Here is a 20,108-nt window from a genome sequence, read left to right as displayed (position 1 = left end):
CTTTTAAACTCTTTTATTTTTCTACTGCTAAGCTAGCTTTCATTTCTTCTACTGATTCTACCTCAAATCCTAAGTCACGTAACATCTTATAATCTTCGATTTCTTCTTGGCCAGCTGTTGTTAAATAATCGCCAACGAAAACCGAGTTGGCTGCGTATAGCCCTAACGGCTGTAAGGAACGAAGATTGACTTCGCGTCCACCCGAGATTCGAATTTCCTTAGTTGGATTGATAAAGCGGAATAATGCTAGCACTTTTAAACAATAAAGTGGATTTAATTCTTTTACTCCTTGTAGCGGGGTACCGTCAATGGCATGTAAGAAATTAACTGGGATGGAATCCGCATCAAGAGCTTTTAAGCTGTTAGCCATATCCACTACATCCTGCTTCGTTTCCCTCATACCGACAATAACACCTGAACATGGAGACATACCAGATCCTTTTACCGTCTCAACCGTATTGACGCGATCATCATACGTATGTGATGTGGTAATGTTTGCATGGTTACTCTCGGATGTATTAATATTATGGTTATAACGGTCTACTCCGGCTTCTTTTAGGCGCTTCGCTTGTTCTGGTTTCAACAGCCCTAGACAAGCACAGATTTTTAATCCGTATGTTTCTTTTATTTCCTTTACTGCTTCCACCACGTGATCAATCTCTTTATTTGATGGCCCTCTGCCGCTGGCCACAATACAGTATGTCCCTACATTTAAATCATGGGCACGCTTTGCTCCTTTAAGGATTGTATCCTTATCAACCATACTATACGTATTAATCGGTGCAGTTGAAATAGAAGATTGAGAACAATAACCGCAGTTTTCTGGACATAATCCCGATTTTGTATTCATAATCATATTCAGTTTTACCTTTTTGCCAAAAAAGCGCTTTCTAATTTGAAATGCCGCATGCATGAGCAACAATACATCATCATCCGGACATTCTAAGATTGAAAAAGCCTCGTCACTTGTGACTTCCTTCCCTGCTAATACCTGTTCCGCAAGTTCCATCCATTTATTCAACTTCTTAGCTCCTTTTCGTTTAATAATAAAGTCATATCTACGTGTTCTTTTACCATATTTTTTATGTTTGCCATTGTTAAATCTTTCAGTTTAGGAGTAATTCCTAATATAGGGACACCACATAATTCATCAATTAATTTAGGGTTGGTTATTTCAGCAAGACTAGGATTCTCACTAATCCCATTCAGAATGATACCTGCAATCGTGATCCCTAGACTCTTTGCGTACTGAACCGTTAGAAAAATATGATTGACCGTTCCGAGATTTGGCCGGGCTACAATCAAAATGGGCAGCTTTAATGCTTTTATTAAGTCACTTACTAAAAACTGTTCCCCTAGTGGGACCGAAATACCACCAGCCCCTTCGACAATGAAAAACCCGTGTTTTCCTTTAATCTTTTCCCAACGACCTAATACATCTTCAATCCCAACACTCTTCCCTTCGAGCTTTGCTGCAATGTACGGTGCAAGTGGTTCTTTAAATGGAAAAGGCGTGATCTCTTCGTAAGATAATGATGTTTCAGATAGTTGTTTTAAAAGACTTGTATCGCTTGCTGGATCCTCACGTGGAATACCGCTTAGCAATGGCTTAAACACTCCAACATCTATCTGCCTCTCTTTTAACACTGCTGCTATTCCACTCGCTATGATGGTTTTTCCAACATCAGTATCTGTTCCTGTAACAAAAATTCCGTTTTTCAAATCAGTTTCAGCTCCTTACCAATGCAATAAAAGCACTCTAACAAGTAATCAATTTCATTCGAAGAATGGTCAGAGGTGACGGTTAGGCGGATACGACTTTCCCCAACAGGTACCGTTGGCGGACGGATTGCAGGAGCAAAAATTCCATTTTCCTGGAGCTTTTCGGCAAAAATAACCGCCTCTGTTGGCTCTCCGATCATAACAGGAATAATCGGGGTATCGTCCCCCTTCACGTAAAAGCCCATTTCTACTAAACTCGTTTTTATTTTTTTTACATTTGAATCTAGCAGCTTGCGCTTTGTGTCACTTTCTTCAATTATTTCAAATGCTGCATAGGAGGCAGAGCAAATGGAGGGAGGCATTGCAGTTTGAAATATAAAGGTCCTCGAATGGTTGAGCAGAAAGTCAATTAGAACCCGAGAACCCGCAACAAACCCGCCCTCCGTGCCAACAGCTTTACTTAAGGTTCCGATAACCACATCAGGATGCACACCGAAATGTTCGCTCGTGCCCCTTCCCTTTTCCCCTAAAACACCTGTTGCATGTGCATCATCGACAATTACGTAGGCATGATACCGTTTTGCAAGGGAGATAATCTGATCAAGAGGGGCGATTGTTCCGTCCATACTGAAAACACCATCTGTTACGATAAAACGCCGCATATAGTGAGATGTTTTTTTCAATTTTTCTTCAAGATGATCCATATCGATATGGTTATACACAACAGTTGAGGCTTTGGAAAGTCGGCAGCCATCGATAATACTTGCATGATTTAATTGGTCGCTTAAAATGACATCCCCTTTTTCAGGTAAGGAAGATAACACGCCAACATTTGCTAAAAAGCCGCTTGAAAAAAGTAAGGCAGCTTCCGTTTGCTTAAATTGAGCGATTTTTTCTTCCAGCCTTCGATGCCACTCTGTATGGCCCGTAGTTAATCTAGAGCCGCTGCTGCCTACTCCAAATTCATTCAGGATTGTTTCTGCGGCGTAAACCAACTGCCTGTCATTCGCCAAACCTAAATAATTATTGGAAGAAAAAACCAGATGTCTCTTACCGTCGATTAACATTTCTGGAAGAGGAGCCGTATTCATCGTTCGCAATTTTCGATACAAACCAGCTGCTTTCGTTTGATCAATTCGCTTGCTCAACCATTCATCAAGCTCCAACACTTGTCACCTCATTTGTCACCTCGATGATCGCTTCTTTCATAATCGCAACCATTTCTTTTAGTTCTTCCTTTGTGCTCACATGCGGCGGCATAAAGACGATGGTATCCCCCAATGGCCTTGTTAGCATACCTAGCTCTCTCATTTTCAGTGTAGCCTGATAGCCGATCCGTTTTTCTTTCGGTAAAGGCTCCTTCGTTTCCTTTGAAAAAACAAGCTCGATACCACACATAAACCCAAGCTGACGGATGTCACCAACGTAAGGAAGCGATTTCAGCTCCTCAAGTAATTTATGGAGATACTTAGCCTTTTCGGCTACCTCTTCTACAAGGTTTTCTTTTTCAAATAAACGTAAATTTTCAAGGGCCACTGCACACCCCAGCTGGTTTCCCGTATAGGAATGACCATGGAATAAGGTTTTTAGTTTATCGTAGTCATCATAAAAAGCTTGGTAAATTTCCTCAGTTGTTAAGGTTGCCGCAATTGGTAAGTAGCCACCTGTAATTCCTTTCCCGACTGCCATTAAATCAGGCTGAACCCCTTCGTGTTCACAGGCAAACATCTTTCCTGTTCGGCCAAATCCGGTTGCGACTTCATCGACAATCATTAAGACATCATATTTTGTACAAAGCTCACGGACACCTGCTAAAAATCCATCAGGCATCACAATCATTCCTCCAGCCCCCTGGACCATCGATTCAATTGAAAGCGCAGCGATTTCTTGTTGTTTTTCGATTAGCAGCTGTTCAAGTATATGTAAACATTCGTCTCGGCATATCGTTGGATCACCGCTCTTAGAATGATAGACAAATGGAATGGGAGCTTTATAGCTTTCGAACATGAGCGGTCCGTACACTTGATGGTAAAGATCAATCGAACCAACACTAACGGCGCCAATTGTATCGCCATGATAGCCATTATGCATTGCAATAAATTTTTGCTTCTCCGGTCTTCCAATATTCATCCAATATTGAAACGCCATCTTGAGCGCAATTTCCATCGCTTCCGCACCACTATCTGAATAAAAAACACGAGTCAGTTTTTCTGGACTAATTTCGATTAGTTTTTCTGCCAGCTCTGTTGCCGGGATATTAGTCATTCCTAAAAGAGTAGAGTGGGCAATTTTATCAAGCTGTTTCTTAATCGCTTCGTCCAATTCTTTTTTTCGGTGACCATGGACATTCAACCACAATGCAGAAAAACCATCGTAATATTCTTTGCCATCTGTGTCTTTCATTTTTATCCCTTGCCCGCTTTCTATGATGATCGGATTTTCATCGTAATCTTTCATTTGCGTGAACGGTAACCAAAGGTACTTTTTACTTTTTTCAGTTAATTCGTGTGACATTATCTTCCTCCCATTCAACAAATATTGGCTGTTTTTCTAAGTATTCTATGTATGCATGCAGATCGCTTAAGCCATCCACAAAGAAGATGCGGCAGCCACGTTCATCACCATATTCTTTTAATCTCGTAATCCGCTGATAGCCAATTTTTTTACCTGCAACATATCCAGTAATATATTCAGGATCATCGGACCAGCACAATTCTGCGACTGTAGCTGGATGCTGACTTACCTTTGTTGCGAGAACAAGTGCCTCTTTCACCCTTAGACTTGGAGTTATTTTGTGGTGGTCCGACCATTTGTCAAAATTCGTGGTCAACCAGTCCATTCTCGAAACCCGTACTCCTTTTTCGTTTCGATTATCTATTCGTACACTAGATCGAATATCAAACAAAATGGCCCCTCTAAGCCCGGAATTTTCAGTAATTTGCTCAAATGCTTTTTCAATACATTTTCGGGGAACCCCTGCTATCTCTAATAGGTTCTGTGCGATTGAATGTCCTTCTTTTACAGATTCCACTTCATTTGTACCAATCGGTAATGGCCTTAATTTTGATATTGGTTTATCTATTAATTCAAACTGAATCTGCAAAAAATCAGGGGTCCCTCTTGAATGCGTTAATGCCTTTTCGAGCAGGACATTAACAGCATTTTTCAAATTGTCGTAGGTAGAAATGAGTTCTCCACCGGAAATATGCTTGCCCCCCTGTTCATGGGCTCCATCCTCAGAAGCTCTCATTCTAACACTATAGAAGTCTTCCTTGCTCAAACACTCTCACCCTCCTAACCTTGGTATTTGTTTTAGTATCCTTATTAATTTGATTAGGGGATTTCTTTTTAAAAATCACATCTTTTGTCAGCAATCATTATGAACAAACTTTCTATCTAGTAGATCTTCCCTAAAAAAAGCGCCTCTCTTTCAACCACACCTTTCTAATTGTTAACCAAATATTACTATTGGTTAACATTTAAATGTTAAAATCTTCTACCCATTTTGTCAATAATTTTAATTTCAAACAATTTTCGACAAATCCCCATCGTCCTTGATTGCTTTAACAGCTAACGAGTTACTTCTATATATTTTTTCGTAAAAGTATAATAAAAGTTTTGAACGTTCATAAATTTTTTTTGTTTAACGAACGTTAATAATGACCTTTTTTGATCAAAAAATACCCGTTCGAAAAACGAACAGGTAAAAAAGACAATCGTAATAAAAAGCACATAATCTTTCATTAATGAGCATAGCAGGGGTAGCCCTGCACATCAACTTGCTAAATACTCTCAAACATTTCTTTTCTACTTATGACATCCTTTAGGCCCAAAAAGAAAGCAAAATCATTTTATTTAAAGGTGGATAAGTTCGAATTGTATGTATAAATTAAAGGAATGCATAATCAGGTGTACAGAATACCTGCGATCGCAAAGAAGCTAGATATATCAAGAAATACAGTGTATAAGTACGTAAAGAAGACACTAGATGAAATGGTAGAGTGGACTGCGTCCACCATGACAAGAAGAAAGAAGTTCGACGGACATAAAGAATTAATTCTTCATTGGTTAAGATAATTTCCAGATATAACTGCTTCACAGGTACAGGATTGTTTAAAAGAGAAATTTCCACATACAAAGGTTAGAGAAAGTACAGTCAGGATTATTAAGAATCCTCTATGAAGAATATGGGATTCTAAAAGAAGCTCCAAAGGGATTATGATTCTATTCCTGATCCACCAATGGGTTACAAATTCAAGTGGTAAAAGTTTACTTTTTTTAACCAGAAAAAGGCTCTAAGGAATGATCCCTAGAACCTTTTCTGTATTTAATAAAAGATATTCGAACTTATTTAACGGCTTCCTTTAATTCCTTGCCTGGTTTAAAAGCTGGAATTTTAGAAGCGGGAATTTGAATTTCTTCCCCTGTTTGTGGGTTACGCCCCGTTCGAGCTGCACGTTCGCGAACTTCAAATGTTCCGAAACCGATTAACTGGATTTTTTCTTCCTTAGCAAGAGCATTAGAGATGGTTTCGAGCAACACATCCACAGCTTTTGTGGCATCTTTCTTTGCTAGTTCTGCTTGTGTTGCGACAGCATTTACTAATTCTGTCTTATTCATTATTCAAGCACCTCTTCTTTTTATTTTTTGATATTATGTAGAGATGACAGCATATCATATTTTCAATATATCTGTCACTTGATAATATTAGCTTAAAGATGGAGAAACTCCTGTTTTTTTCAATGATTGATTACTTTAGATAGGGCTTCTAAAGTAATCAGATGTGGGTTTTAATATAACTAACAGCCATTTGAAAATCCAGCTAAATATCCCCGTTTTTAAATACGATTTTTCATATAGTTATTTTCAGTTCAGACAGTGTTTCCACACAATCACTGACAAGTTTATAAAAGTATTCTTTTCTAATACTACCTCCTGCATTGCATTTACAGCTGACATCCCTCGCATGAATACCGGAGTCAATGGGTTATTTTAGAACAATTGTATTAAATGATTCAGGTTTTAAATCAAATTGATAGGCTTGGCCATGGATTTCAAATACTAATTCCCGTTCTTTTTTTAGTGGATTGTTCACAATTAATACAATGGAATTATCCGGATTTTGGAATGCAAGTGCATGAGCCGTTAGATGGCCTTTTGTTTCTAGTCTTTCTGCTCCATTTTTAACAAAATGCGAATGATGTTTTACCACGTAAAATTCAGGATTATATTGGAAACTTTTCGTTTCTGGAACCACAGTAATCATGGAATTTTGTTCCCAGCCCCAAGTGCTGCGGCCTTTTGGCTCTAGAACGGCATTCCAGTATACATATCCATTAGCCCCATTAACAAAATAATGACGGAAAAGGTTACTGACGTATTGCGCATATTCCCAAGAATTTTTGCCGTTTCCACATTCATTTTCCGTTTGTAAGTAACGTAATTCAGGGTAACTCTCAGCAGTCCTTTGGATAGCATGTTTTCCTGCCCATTGATAGCCGACACCCGAGATATACTTATAGGCTTCAGGGTCACTGAGAACATGACCAGCATACACATCAAAATCAGATGTGGTATCCGTCATTAACTCTTGCCAAGGCTCTGGAGCGTTGATTGTCCCCAACCAGATTTCAGTGTCTACATTGTGCTTTTGAAAAGCAGGTCCAAGATAGTCCCGGATAAATTCCAGTAATTGTTCTCCTGTCCATTTACAAGAAGGAAATTTTTGATCAGCCATTACTTCATTTTGAACATGAATTTGGTTGATTTTGATTCCTTCCTTTTCATACGCTTGAACAAACTTCACAAAATAAAGCGCATAGGCCTCAAGAACTTTTTTGTCCCATCTTAATGTTCCAAAGTTGTAGGCTTTCGGAAATTTCAACCAAGTTGGAGGGCTCCATGGTGAAGCGAAAAACTTCATATCTGGATTTCTTTTTTGTGCCTCGCGAATGTATGGGATAAGGTATTTCTGATCCCTTTCAATCGAGAAATGCTCCATCTCATAGTCGTCATTGGTTTCATTATGACTATACCATTCCAAAGCATAATCACTTGCACCAATTGGCAGGCGGCAAAGGGTAAACTGGCAGTCACCATCCTTTGCAAATAAAGAATCTAGTACTTTTGTACGCTCTTCTTCTGACAAGTGATTAAGCGCATACATGCCAAGTTCATTAAAACAGCTGCCGAAACCTTCAACAACACGGCCTTTATTTGCTGTTATGATCAAATTACTTTGTTTATCAGAGGTTTCGATAGGTTCCTTTGTTCGCCAATATGAATCACGTGTTGTTTCAATCCATTTTATAGTCATTAAATTCATTCCTTTCCAATGCTATTTCCACTTATGTAAATGCTTTATTGCTTGTCAGTTTATATCGTTTTTTTAAAGAATTGTGGTATTATCTATGGAAAAATAGTATTTATTTAAAGATAATTGTTAAATTTATTAGTTTTTTAACCTTAATACATATAACAAGCCAAACTCCCCGAGTCCGTTTGGCTTGTTATAATTCTCTATTTATTTATGAGATGTTTAGTTTTCAATTGTTTGAGCCTTTGGAGTATTGTCTAATGTCTCATTAAGCTGCTTGATAAGACCATTAAGCATATCTTCCGTTAATTTTTCTGGATTGAATGCAGCCATGGCACGTAAAGGCATAAATCTCATCATCGCCTGGAACATTTCAAAAGCATCTGAGTCTTCCGCCATATTAGCAAACGGGCTTTCTTCATTTGCCTTTGCAAGTATTTCTTGGACGATTGGAGCAAGTATTGGATTTGCCAAAAGGTCACCTATAGTGGTGTTTCGGTGGACTAGTTTGTTAACTGTAACAGTAGAGTTTACTTCTAGAGTACCTTTTAAAATCATTTCAGCCGAGGACTTCCCTACAAGCACCTCGAACAATCCACTCTCAACATGCCAGTCTTTAAGCTCCACATTGTAATAAGCAAAAGCTCTTTTATCCAAAGTAAAGATTACATCTTTCTCTTCACCCGGTTGTAAATTAACCTTTACAAAGCCCTTTAATTCCTTTCCAGGTCGAATAACAGTACTTTCGACATCACGAACGTAAAGCTGAACAATTTCCTTTCCAGCTCTCTCACCTGTATTTTTAACTGTAACTGTCACTTCAACTATTTCATTATCTAAAATGGATTCTTTGTTAATCAATAGTTTGGAATATTCAAAGCTTGTATAACTCAAACCATAACCGAATGGGAATAACGGTTCTATGGCTTTTGCATCGTAATAGCGGTACCCTACAAAAAGCCCTTCCTTATATTCTACCTTGTCCCCTTCCCCAGGGAAGTTAAGGTAAGAAGGATTATGACGCAGCTCTTTCGGGAATGTTTCAGCCAATTTTCCACTTGGATTCTCATCACCAAATAATAAATCAGCGATGGCGCCTCCTAGCGCCTGACCTCCCAAATACCCTTCCAGGAGACCCTTTACTTTACCAAGCCACGGCATCTCAACTGGTGCACCATTGCTTAAGACGACCACTATATTAGGCTGTACCTCTGCTACCGCTTCAATAAGAATGCGATGATTGTCAGGAATTCTTAAATGCTCTCTGTCATAACCTTCCGATTCATACCGATCCGGAAGACCAACAAATAAAACCGCAACATCCGCATGGATCGCTTTTCCCTTTGCTTCTGAAATTAATTGATCATCTATAAGATCGTTTTTTAAATGATATCCTTTTGCATAAACAATGCTGGCATTTCCTGCACTCTTTTCTATTTCCTCACAAATATTATCCAGCTTGGTCGGCTTGATATGGGAACTTCCACCGCCCTGATATCTTGGGTTAACAGCAAACTCACCGATAACAGCAATCGTTCCGTCCTTTTTTAACGGAAGAATACGATCTTCATTTTTCAGTAAAACCATACTTTCCCTCGCTACTTCTCTAGCAAGCTGGTGGTGTTCCTCTTTATCATAAACTGCGTTTTCTTTTTTGTTATCCACTGCCTTAAAGATAATTTTTAATAATCGTTCCACGGTTTTGTCCAGTGTTTGTTCCGAAAGTTTACCGCTCTTTACCGCTTCAACAATTTTTCTATCTCCTAATCCATTACTTGAAGGCATTTCTAAATCTAATCCGGCTTCTAACCCCTTTGCCCGCTCGTTGACTGCACCCCAGTCTGAAACGACAAACCCATCAAATCCCCATTCATCCTTTAAAATATCAGTCAATAATGTTTTATTTTCTGAAGCATATTCCCCATTTACTTTGTTATAGGAACACATAACAGTCCATGGTTCCCCCTTCTTAACGGCTTTCTCAAAACTAGCAAGATAGATTTCTCTTAACGTCCGTTCATCAACGATTGCATCCACCGACATACGGCGATGTTCCTGATTGTTTGCAGCAAAATGTTTAAGAGATGTACCTACGCCTTGGCTTTGAACACCATTAATGTGGCTGGCCGCTAATTCCGAAGAAAGATAGGGGTCCTCGGAAAAATATTCAAAATTTCTGCCGCACAATGGTGAGCGTTTAATATTCGCACCCGGTCCAAGCAGGACGGCAACGTCCTCAGCCTGACACTCTTCACCCAAGGCAGTACCAACCTTATTAATCAGAGAACGATTCCATGTACTTGCAAGTCCAACAGCGGAAGGGAAACAGGTTGCTGGCACACTATCATAAATCCCCAGGTGATCGGCACTTTGCTGCTGTTTGCGCAGGCCATGCGGGCCATCTGTAACCATAATGGATGGTATGCCTAATCTCTCTATTCCTTTAAGCTGCCAGAAGTTTAGCCCGGAGCAAAGACCAGCCTTTTCTTCAAGTGTCATTTGTTCAATTAATTTTTTAATATCTCTTTCCATCCAACAGTCCTCCTCATTACTATTTCATAGTCTATTGAAGTACCAGAAGTAGTTTTTTATTTAACTGCTCTAGTTTTTGTGAAGATGCTAAGGGAGTAAACTTTTCAAAAATCTATTGAACCATCCAGATAGTTCCTTCTCACCCACATAGCGGATTTTCCAAATGGATGTTCTTAAATTACTATATTTGTTTTAATAGCTTCACTTTACTGATAGGATTTACAATTCTGGACTGTTATTTGTTTTGACTGCAAGGCCAACCATTGGAGTAGAGTTACCTCTTTTCCGCTTTCTTTTACCGGAGAACCATCGTAGTCGAGTACGCATTCGTCCTTGAGCATGTAGATCCAGGTACCATGACTGAAAAATTCAAAGGGATTGCCTTCACTATCCTTGAAAATGCCTGAGGTATCTACGACCTTATCAAAATATGAAAAATGAACATTTGGAGCACCGGCTTTGAGTAGACGCTCATATGTTGGAACCACCGTGATCTCAGGTTTTACGATTTCATCATTTTTTGCATGTGTGAACCAGATCGGAGTATTCTTGATATCTTGAATATTTTGATCAGTAATGACCTCGTCATAGAGAGCTTCGCATACGGGATATGCAGCTGCAAAGAAATCAGGGTAATCGATTATCATTCGCATGGTCATAAAACCCCCGTTAGAACAGCCACCGATGTAGATACGATTTGAATCTATGTTTGAATGTAAATTAATAAACTCATCAATAAGCGCTTTTAGTGCCTTCACGTACATTGAATTTCCGCTCTTAGTGTACTCACCGCTGCCGTCATCCATCCACATTGTGGGTACTTGTGGAGCAAGGACATAACCGCCCCCGAATATTTTCTGTACTTTTTCACTTGACAGGTTTACAACATTATTTCCGGTATAAGCCACCGTCGTGTCATATCCGCCTTCGCCTGCTCCATGCAGCCAGATGATCAAGGGATGTTTATCTCTGCTCATATTTGGCGAAAAATAGCCAAAACGAAGGGGCATCTCAGCATATGATGACTCGCTGTTTACCCACCCTTTGACCTGCTCCATGTTACCGCCGCCGAAATGATCATAGACATGTCCTGAAATGGAATCATTATTGGTTAGTATTTCTTTCACCTGCGTTATGCGAAACTCGCAGAAAACATAAACATTATGTTCCTGCACAAACGCAATTTCCGAGTTCAAACGGTAGATCGCCTCACATTCTAGTTCCAGCGTGGCGTGTCTGCCCATTTCGGTTTTGTTCCCTTCACTGTCTGATGTATACGCATTTGTCACACGACAATAGCCTTTTGACGGATAAAGTTCTACCGAATTCCAATCTTTTCTGAGTTGTATCACTTCGCCCGTTTTTTTGCTTCGTCTCTCGACATAAACGTTGAATGTATCTTCCGATAGTGCCTCTGATTTAATAGATTGGGAAAGTGGAAGAATGATTTTGGTTATATAAGGGCCATAGTCAGTAACCTCTGTCACAGTCATGTAAGAACGATTCATTTTTACCTCTCCTTTTGTTATATTTTAGTCATCCTGACAGCCATATACTGTTTACCTGGAAGTTCTATTCTAAATTTCCCTTCATAAACATCTTCGAGTTCATTAATTGTCATTTCCCAAGTATCGATTACTTCAACTTTATATTGAATGCCAGGTTTCATCCGGTACTCTCTGAAACTAGGTCGATTAAAGCCATAATAATATAAATAAAACAGGTCAGGAATTCCCGCAGAAGGTGCATCCCAAGTGGTTTCTAAAGGATTCAATCCTTCTTCCGGCCCCTCTTCCATTATCCGCCTCAAGAAACCAATTCGCTTTGGACTGTCCCCATGTAACTGTCCACCTTTGGACCACCATAAAATATCTTCTGGATGAAGATATGTTTCGCCATGTCCAACATAACCGCCTCTAACTGCCCCTTCCCAAAACCGGCGTACCATTTCTTCCCCGGAGATATTTCCCCATCCTTGGTCAATATCTCCTTCATAGGCACATTCGTCGATCACGATTGGTTTATTCCACTGTTTTCTCCAGTCATCCGTATTTTCAGATGTTTTATATACATCAATTCGCTGAACACTGCAGTGTGTAATCCAAGGCCGTGAATAATCATAGAATCCCCAACAGTTGTGAATGGAAATAAGATGATGGTGAGGATCATTTTCCGTTATAATCTGAGCAAAGCGCTCCCAATCCTCGATTTCTTTAGCCCACATTAAGTCATATTCATTTGCTAATGACCACCAAAGATTGCGATAGGCTGATAGACGGGCGGTGAGGTATCTCAGATAGCGATCATCCTCCACCTGTTTCATTTCTGCAAATCCCCACCTATCATAGGCGTGGTACAGGATGAGATCGGCTTCAATTCCGAGATTGCCAAGATCTGTGATCCTTTGTTCTAAGTGCTGAAAAAACTTTGGATTAAAACGTGTAAAGTCCCATCCTTCCTCAAGAGACCCTTCAAATGGATAGTACAAAGGCTCATTAGAGTTAAACTGATACGATTTAGGAAAGACACACATTCGTATCTTATTGAATGGTGAAGCCTGTAATGTATTCAATGTTTGTTGAATTAATTTTTCCTCTTGGTGAACCCATGCGTAACAAGTGGTCCCTACTGGAACGTATGGGGTTCCATCTTCATACGAAAAATGAAAAGTATTTTTTACACGGACAGGACCATGGTTTTCCTTAGAAGGACTGACACATGTAAACTTACCTTCTATACCTGCCAGAGATCTAGCGTTGCTCGTTGTTTGAAATGTCCAGCTTCCCTCTATATCCGGCATAAATCTAATTCGATAGATCCCCTCCCCATCATAGAATCCAAGAGTTTTGTATCGTTTCTTTCCATTAAAGTAAAATTCCGCTTCCAAAGTGACGTCAATAAAAGGGTTGCCGTGATGCGGGCCATGAAGTTCGACCTCAAAAGCGGCCCATTTTTCTACTGAGTTCTTTGAATAAACTCTTGCCGATCCCAAAATTACTGACTCAGATTCATAATTAGACGCTGGTGAAACGTAACCAGTCTCTTCTTCTAACTCTTCAAGTGCAGCCAATTCTGAATACAGTTTTTCTACAATATCCGTTGTACGTAAGGACTCAGGCAGCCGCGAAATTAGTTGTTCCAACGTATTTAATTTTACAAACATAATCGGGAATTCAGTAGGTTCCAATAATTGTGGCACATATTTTAGCAAAACTGCTTTGGCATTTTTATTTGCCAGGATCTTACCCATTTTCATATTTGGTGAATAACTCATTTCAACTGTTATCCCCTTTCTCTAAGAGATTTTAGACTTTTTAGGAAATATATGTAAAATATGCTTATTAATATAAAAGAGAACTATCTTTTCAGCTCTCTTTTATTGTCTCACATGGAATTAATGCGCTTCCGTTCCGGTCCTTTTTACAGAGAAGTCAGCGACTTTATTCATTTTTACAAAAACATAGTTACTTAACCACATAAGTAAAAATGCTATAAGACTACCGCTAAAAAACGGGATGACACCGGGTATTTTGATAAAGATGAAACAGAGGAACCCAGTCAAAGTAGCCATACAAAAGGTTGCGATTGGATTTACGGTCATTAAAATAAATGAATTTTTAATCGCCTCTTTCAAGTTAACATCAAAATGAACCAACACTGGGAAAATATATAATAGAGTAAGGATAAATAAGATTATGACAATAACATTGGGGACATAAAGTAATTTAAATGTTGGTACTGTGGTTGCCTCGACTATTCTTATGTTTGAGTACATGAAAAAACATGATAGGCCGATTATAAGTCCTAATAGGTTCCCTTTAACAAATTCCTTTTTATAAGTGAACCAAAACGTTTTAAATACTGGAATATCAGTCTGCTTCAATACCCATTTACGTACCACCGTGAACATAGCCAGTGTGGCCGGAAAAAATCCAAAAACACCAAAACCAAGCAAGGTAAATGAAATCCAAAGAACATTCACATACGCAAACCTTAGGACCCACTCCGAAATACTATAAAATCCCCGCATAAAACCTACCATATGACATTTCCCCCTTGCCTGTTTCTCCTGTTTTTGAATCCTTATCTCGAATCCACGATCATAACGGAGGGCTATTGATATTCAATCAGCCCTCCATTTTATTAAAGTGATAAAATCATCCTTTAACTGAGCCTAAAGCAATTCCTTTTACCAAGTACTTTTGGAAGAAAGGATAGGCGATGAGTATCGGCAGAATACCGATTACCGCAATGGCCATCCGTACAGCTGTAGTTGGAACTTGTGCTGCCGCCGTACTTGTGATAGAACCTAAATTGCTGGTTGCTAAGAATTGAATGTCTGACAGCATCCTGTTTAATATGTTTTGAATACTAAATAGTGAAGGCTCTGTAATATAGATAAGTCCATTGAACCAGTCATTCCAATAAATAATGGTTTGAAGCAGACCGATTGTAGCCAGAATTGGCAGGGAAAGCGGCAGAATGATCGAGAAGAATGTTCTAAATTCACCTGCACCATCCATCCGTGCTGACTCGATTACGGGCTCTGGTATCGAAGTCATAAAGAATGTTCTCATTAATAAAACGTTAAATCCGTTCATAAGGAGCCCCGGAACGATTAATGCCCAGATTGTATTTTTGATATCAAACACCTGCGTATAGACAAGATACGTTGGAACAAGTCCGCCGTTAAACAATAGAGTAAAGAAAACGATGAAAGCAAAAATATTCTTATAAGGTAAATCACGTCGTGAAAGTCCATAAGCCAAAAACGATGTCATCACCAAACTTACAAAAGTTCCAAATATGGTTACGAATACCGTTATTCCGTACGCTCGTAAAATACTCGATGAATTAGATAGCAGGTAATCATAGGCCGCGAAGCTTATTTCCTTAGGTATAAAGGAATACCCTTCCTTCAAAATGGATGCTTCATCACTCAGGGAAGAAGACAAAAGAATGATAAAAGGAATAATGCTGCCTGCGGCAAGTAGGATTAAAACAATATGTGATACCCATTGTGTGATTCGATCGGATCTATACATCCTTTTCCACCTCCAATTTAAAATAATGCATTGTCTTTACTTTTTCTACGAACGAGATAATTTGATAATAAAACAAGTACAAATCCGACAATGGATTGATACAAACCTGCTGCGGCCGACATACCGATATCCCCGAGCTGCATTAAACCTCGGTACACATACGTATCAATAACATTGGTTGTATCATAGATAGCACCTGAATTCATTGGTACTTGATAGAACAGTCCGAAATCAGAGTAGAAAATGCGGCCGATTGCCAATAAGGTCATCATAATAATAACTGGCATAATCGAAGGAATCGTAATGTGAATGATTTGATGCCATTTATTCGCTCCATCTAAAGTGGCTGCCTCGTAATATTCTTGGTCTATTCCAATAATGGCAGCTAGGTAAATAACACATAAGAACCCTACGCCCTTCCACATATTGATAAAGGTTAAAATATATGGCCAATATTTTGCTTCGTTATACCATGAGATACCATCAAGCCCCAGCATTGGTAAGATGGTTTTATTCAAATAACCAACATCTTCACTAAGGAAGGCAAATCCCAAATAACTGACGATTACCATCGAGATTAGGAACGGCAAGAGGATGACACTTTGGTAAAAGCTTTTTGCCAGCTTATTTTTAATTTCATTTAGCATTATTGCTACAGCGATGGCTATTACTGTATTTAAAATAATAAAGCCGCCATTATAAAGAATGGTATTCCGAGTAATGACAAACGCATCTCTTGTACTAAACAAGTACTCAAAGTTTTTGAAGCCAATCCAATCACTGGCTAAGATCCCTTTAGCATAGTTAATATCTTTAAAAGCAATGATAAGACCAAACATTGGCAAATAATTATTGATCAATAAGTAAACCAATCCAGGCATCATCATGATAAAAAGTGGTAAAGCCCTTTTTAATCTTATCCGCCTGGAGTTTACCTTTTTCGCAGGAACCGCTTGGATCCCTGCTTCCAATTTCTTTACTGTCACTTCTGACATCCCTTTTCCCCCTTTTTTAATATCAAAATGTTTCCGCTTACAAAATGATCATTCAAACTTATAACTTTATTTTATAAAACTAGTTATATAGAAACTATCCAAAATACGACTTCTTATTTTTGTTTATCCGACTTTTCAGAATATATATTCAATACTAAGTTCTGGATATAGATGGAAGCAGAAGAACCGTCCCCATGCTTCTATGAAAAAAGAGAACTAGGTCTCCTAGTTCTCTTTTTCTGTTTCCTTATTGCTTTGCTTTCCAAGCTTCAAACTGCTTTTTCTTTTCGGCGATGATTTTATCTAGGCCTGCTGCTTTTAGCTTTTTGTTAAACTCTGGTAAGCTCTTTCCTGGGTCCAAGGTACCTGATTCAAGTCCTAATTTATACTGATTAATTACGTTTGTTGCAGCGGCCATTTCTGTTTTCACTGGGTCTGGGTTAAATGTGAAACCAAAGGCAGGAGAGAAAATAGCAGAATCGTTATGTTTCTTCATGACTTCCCAATAATTTGCTGGATTCCCTTCCCAAGGAAGAGTAAGGAAGTTATTTCCAATTTGCCATTGTCCAAACACGTATTTGGATTCCTTGACATTATCCGGTAATTTAATGGTTCCGTCCGATTTAACTTGATAATGCTTCCCTTCGATACCATTATCAAGTAGATTCATAATATCCTTATCCGTATAAAGTAAATTGATCAATTCCATTGCTTTTTCTGGATTTTGGCTGTTTCTGGCAATGGACAGGTTAAAGCCTGTTGCTGCATCCGTGTATGAATACACATCGGATAATTTCACAGATACCATATCATATCCAGTGATCCCTTTTTCTTGAACATCAAAACCAGGTTTCATATGGGAGAAATAGCCAAATCCTTTATTAGCCTTCACAATATTGGCAGCAGCGTCTTGTGAAGTCGCTGCATCCTTCATAATATAGCCGGCCTTGAACCATTTTCTCGCCAACTTAACCGCATCCACATATTCTGGCTCTTCAAACATATTGACGACTTTCTTGTCTTTAAAGGAAACTACTCCAAGGCTGTCCCCTAGAATATCATATTTCCCACCGGCAAGGACTGAAGCCACTGTTGTTACTCCCGTATTTACAATCGGAGTTAAAGTTGGTTCTTTTTCTTTAACGATTTTAAAAACACTTTCCAAGTCAGCAAATGTTTTCACTTGAGACAGATCGATTTTATATTTATCTACTATATCTTTTCTCATGATAAAACCATAATAAGAACCCCAGTCACGGATACTTGGTATACCATACATTTTACCATTTACTTTGTTGCCTTCTAAAAGACGTTTAGGTACGACATTCAGAATATCTTTGCCATTAGATTTAACCAAATCATCTAATGCAAGTAATTGTCCTTTTGCGGCTTGTGTACTATAGCCAAAGAAGGATGAGGAAACGACCAAATCAATTTTCTCGTTTCCTGTCAGCATTAAGTTCGTTTGCTGTTGATAGTTAGCAGCATTAATTGGTACTAACTTCACAGTAGCATTGATTTTCTTTTTAACTATTTTATTAATTTCATCCTGCACTAATGGAAGATCATCTATCTTTGTAAAGGTGATATACGCCATATTAATCTGATAGGGCTGACCCTTTGAGTCCGTACCATCATTACTGCTTGTACTGCTTTCCTTTGAACTGCAGCCAGCTAAAACTAAAATAGCTGATATTGCGATTAAGAAAAACCTTGTAAATGCCTTAAACCAATTCATCGTTTTCTTTCCCCCTTGTTTTCTAGTCGATTCTATGAATCTTTTTGAAAGCGTTACCATAGAACTAATTTTAGTATAGAGGATGGGAGAAAAAAAACTTACTAAAAATCCGACTTTTTATTTTTGTTATAACGACTTTTCTGAAAATAGTGACTTTTTTCGATATTCCATCGGATTTAATGCTGTAGATCTCTTGAAAATAGTGGAAAAATAGGAAAAATTAGAATATCCCGCAGACAATGCTACTTCACTTACAGGCAATTTTGTTTCTAGTAATAGTTTTTTAGCGTATTCAATCCGCTGCAGCTGTAGGTAGTCAGATATGGATAACCCTGTTTGTTTTTTAAAAACCCTAGTTAAATAGTCCGGATTCAGATAAACGAAATTGGCAATATCTTCACGAGATAACCGTTGTTCACCAAGATGATCATGAATATATTTTTTCACTATATCCACCACTGATCCTTTTTCCTGAGGCAAATGAAGCTGGTCCATGGCTACATCTGCTATATAAATAACCCAATTATGGAGCGAATTTAAAGATTTCAACACTCTTTGCGGCTTTTCAGTCAGTAGGTTTTGAGAATAAACTTGATTGGCTTGAATTCCTTTTACCTGAAGAACATAAAAGATTAATTGCAAAAAATCTTGATAAAACAAATGCAATGATTGTGCGGTTATATTTTCATCTGCCTTTTTCCAATTTGTAAAATATAGATTAATAGCCTCTAAAAATTTTTCTTTTGGACCACTTTTCATTAAACTTGTCCAATCAGCTGTAGGCAGTAACGGTAAAGAACATAATGATTTTTTTTGATTGTTACATACCATTGTCTTATTACTTACGGTTACATTATTTCGATCAAATTCATGCAAAGTTTGGACCATTCCTACTAATTCTTCAATAGAAACCTGATGACCAATGTAACCGCAAAGATCACATAAAAAAAACTCAGCAAATTCCAAAACAAACCGATTACAATTTTCCTTAAACTCTTTTAAATTGATGGAGTCTACTAGAGCAATAATCATTAAGACATATCCATCTTCTAAATTAAGGACATACCCATCCATATGATACTCTTCTACAATTTCAGCAAGAGCCTTCTTCAACGCATATTGGCTCACCTTTTCTTCATGTACCGACAGATCTTCTTTCCATTCTTGTACATGAAATAAAATTGGCAGAAAAGTATTTATATCTGAATAAGATAATTGGTAATTCTTCAACTGTTTTTCAATTGTTTCCTTGGTAGCAGGGAAAACTTGATTAATTAAATCTAACCAGAACCGTTCTTCCATAACGGTATAGTGAGACTTTTTTAATTGAAGATATGATTCCTCTACCATTCTTGCTTCTCGATCTTTTTTGATTTTCTCTAATGCTTCTTGGATTACTTCTTCTAGTTCTTGATAATCAACTGGTTTAAGTAAATAGTTAAAACTTTTCAATTGTAAGGCTTGTTTCGCATAGAAAAAGTCTGAATGGCAGGTTAAAAAAATGGCTTCCGTTTCAGAGTAAAGTTCACGCACCCACTTTAACAACTCCAGGCCGGAACCTTTAGGCATTTCAATATCACATAATAACAAATCAACCTTGTGATTTAAAAACACTTCTTGGGCTTGTCTTAAGTTATTAGCTGTATAAACAGATGTGATATCATGCTTTTGCCAATTAACTCCCGCTTGTACACCCCGAATGGAATGTATTTCATCATCAACGATAAGTACATGAAATTGACTCATAACCATGCCACCTT

Annotated in this window: 16 protein-coding genes; 1 reads left to right on the top strand and 15 read right to left on the bottom strand. The window is 38.3% G+C overall.

Features of this window, described 5'->3' with window-relative positions:
* Positions 1–13 precede the first annotated feature (13 nt).
* The 5 genes from bioB to bioW are packed head-to-tail and all read right to left on the bottom strand — an operon-like array spanning position 14 to position 5,002.
* Positions 14–1,021, bottom strand: coding sequence for a biotin synthase BioB (gene bioB, locus M3226_RS08970; protein ID WP_251564502.1), 1,008 nt, complete (start codon positions 1,019–1,021; stop codon positions 14–16).
* Positions 1,018–1,722, bottom strand: coding sequence for a dethiobiotin synthase (bioD, locus tag M3226_RS08965; RefSeq protein WP_251564500.1), 705 nt, complete (start codon positions 1,720–1,722; stop codon positions 1,018–1,020). Before bioD ends, bioB begins: the two co-directional genes overlap by 4 nt.
* Entirely contained in the window at positions 1,719–2,888 is a 1,170-nt protein-coding gene (gene bioF, locus M3226_RS08960) for an 8-amino-7-oxononanoate synthase (RefSeq protein WP_251564551.1), read from the bottom strand. Before bioF ends, bioD begins: the two co-directional genes overlap by 4 nt.
* The gene (bioA, locus tag M3226_RS08955; protein ID WP_251564498.1) at positions 2,878–4,236 is read right to left on the bottom strand and encodes an adenosylmethionine--8-amino-7-oxononanoate transaminase; all 1,359 of its coding nucleotides are present in this window, start codon (positions 4,234–4,236) and stop codon (positions 2,878–2,880) included. The genes bioF and bioA overlap by 11 nt, the downstream gene beginning before the upstream one ends.
* Positions 4,217–5,002: a 6-carboxyhexanoate--CoA ligase gene (gene bioW, locus M3226_RS08950; protein ID WP_251564496.1), complete on the bottom strand. Its 786-nt coding sequence runs from the start codon at positions 5,000–5,002 to the stop codon at positions 4,217–4,219. The genes bioA and bioW overlap by 20 nt, the downstream gene beginning before the upstream one ends.
* Positions 5,003–5,619: 617 nt before the next feature.
* Between bioW and M3226_RS08945 the strand changes: the two genes are divergently transcribed.
* On the top strand, positions 5,620–5,799 hold the full coding sequence (locus tag M3226_RS08945; protein ID WP_285857774.1) for a helix-turn-helix domain-containing protein: 180 nt from the start codon (positions 5,620–5,622) through the stop codon (positions 5,797–5,799).
* Between the two features lie 270 nt (positions 5,800–6,069).
* On the opposite strand, the gene M3226_RS08940 is transcribed toward M3226_RS08945, so the two are convergent.
* The 10 genes from M3226_RS08940 to M3226_RS08895 form a co-directional block, all read right to left on the bottom strand.
* The gene (locus tag M3226_RS08940) at positions 6,070–6,342 is read right to left on the bottom strand and encodes an HU family DNA-binding protein (RefSeq protein ID WP_098528495.1); all 273 of its coding nucleotides are present in this window, start codon (positions 6,340–6,342) and stop codon (positions 6,070–6,072) included.
* A 367-nt stretch (positions 6,343–6,709) separates the two neighbouring features.
* A complete protein-coding gene (locus M3226_RS08935; RefSeq protein WP_251564492.1) occupies positions 6,710–8,047 on the bottom strand; it encodes a glycoside hydrolase family 30 protein in 1,338 nt (445 codons plus the stop codon).
* Between the two features lie 213 nt (positions 8,048–8,260).
* Entirely contained in the window at positions 8,261–10,570 is a 2,310-nt protein-coding gene (locus M3226_RS08930) for a glycoside hydrolase family 3 C-terminal domain-containing protein (RefSeq protein ID WP_251564490.1), read from the bottom strand.
* A 206-nt stretch (positions 10,571–10,776) separates the two neighbouring features.
* Positions 10,777–12,078 (bottom strand): prolyl oligopeptidase family serine peptidase, encoded by a 1,302-nt coding sequence (locus tag M3226_RS08925; protein ID WP_251564488.1) that lies wholly within the window; start codon positions 12,076–12,078, stop codon positions 10,777–10,779.
* 17 nt (positions 12,079–12,095) lie between these two features.
* Positions 12,096–13,844, bottom strand: coding sequence for a DUF5605 domain-containing protein (locus tag M3226_RS08920; RefSeq protein WP_251564486.1), 1,749 nt, complete (start codon positions 13,842–13,844; stop codon positions 12,096–12,098).
* Between the two features lie 120 nt (positions 13,845–13,964).
* Positions 13,965–14,612 (bottom strand): YesL family protein, encoded by a 648-nt coding sequence (locus M3226_RS08915; RefSeq protein ID WP_251564484.1) that lies wholly within the window; start codon positions 14,610–14,612, stop codon positions 13,965–13,967.
* Positions 14,613–14,727: 115 nt separating this feature from the next.
* Positions 14,728–15,615 carry a carbohydrate ABC transporter permease gene (locus M3226_RS08910; RefSeq protein ID WP_251564483.1) on the bottom strand — a complete coding sequence of 296 codons (888 nt, stop codon included), beginning with the start codon at positions 15,613–15,615 and terminating at the stop codon, positions 14,728–14,730.
* 17 nt (positions 15,616–15,632) lie between these two features.
* A complete protein-coding gene (locus M3226_RS08905; RefSeq protein ID WP_144562832.1) occupies positions 15,633–16,502 on the bottom strand; it encodes an ABC transporter permease in 870 nt (289 codons plus the stop codon).
* A gap of 355 nt (positions 16,503–16,857) precedes the next feature.
* The gene (locus M3226_RS08900; RefSeq protein WP_251564481.1) at positions 16,858–18,348 is read right to left on the bottom strand and encodes an ABC transporter substrate-binding protein; all 1,491 of its coding nucleotides are present in this window, start codon (positions 18,346–18,348) and stop codon (positions 16,858–16,860) included.
* A 126-nt stretch (positions 18,349–18,474) separates the two neighbouring features.
* A complete protein-coding gene (locus M3226_RS08895) occupies positions 18,475–20,094 on the bottom strand; it encodes a response regulator transcription factor (RefSeq protein ID WP_251564479.1) in 1,620 nt (539 codons plus the stop codon).
* Positions 20,095–20,108: the final 14 nt, after the last annotated feature.

Source organism: Neobacillus cucumis (assembly GCF_023715505.1).
Note: the sequence above shows the minus strand (reverse complement) of the source record. Positions and strands in the feature narration are given on the sequence as shown.

Coding starts and splice junctions, on each gene's coding strand:
- bioA (WP_251564498.1), bottom strand. CDS start 4,236: ATGTCACACGAATTAACTGAAAAAAGTAAAAAGTACCTTTGGTTACCG.
- M3226_RS08945 (WP_285857774.1), top strand. CDS start 5,620: ATGCATAATCAGGTGTACAGAATACCTGCGATCGCAAAGAAGCTAGAT.
- M3226_RS08940 (WP_098528495.1), bottom strand. CDS start 6,342: ATGAATAAGACAGAATTAGTAAATGCTGTCGCAACACAAGCAGAACTA.
- M3226_RS08935 (WP_251564492.1), bottom strand. CDS start 8,047: ATGAATTTAATGACTATAAAATGGATTGAAACAACACGTGATTCATAT.
- M3226_RS08930 (WP_251564490.1), bottom strand. CDS start 10,570: ATGGAAAGAGATATTAAAAAATTAATTGAACAAATGACACTTGAAGAA.
- M3226_RS08925 (WP_251564488.1), bottom strand. CDS start 12,078: ATGAATCGTTCTTACATGACTGTGACAGAGGTTACTGACTATGGCCCT.
- M3226_RS08920 (WP_251564486.1), bottom strand. CDS start 13,844: ATGAGTTATTCACCAAATATGAAAATGGGTAAGATCCTGGCAAATAAA.
- M3226_RS08915 (WP_251564484.1), bottom strand. CDS start 14,612: ATGGTAGGTTTTATGCGGGGATTTTATAGTATTTCGGAGTGGGTCCTA.
- M3226_RS08910 (WP_251564483.1), bottom strand. CDS start 15,615: ATGTATAGATCCGATCGAATCACACAATGGGTATCACATATTGTTTTA.
- M3226_RS08905 (WP_144562832.1), bottom strand. CDS start 16,502: ATGATGATGCCTGGATTGGTTTACTTATTGATCAATAATTATTTGCCA.
- M3226_RS08900 (WP_251564481.1), bottom strand. CDS start 18,348: ATGAATTGGTTTAAGGCATTTACAAGGTTTTTCTTAATCGCAATATCA.
- M3226_RS08895 (WP_251564479.1), bottom strand. CDS start 20,094: ATGAGTCAATTTCATGTACTTATCGTTGATGATGAAATACATTCCATT.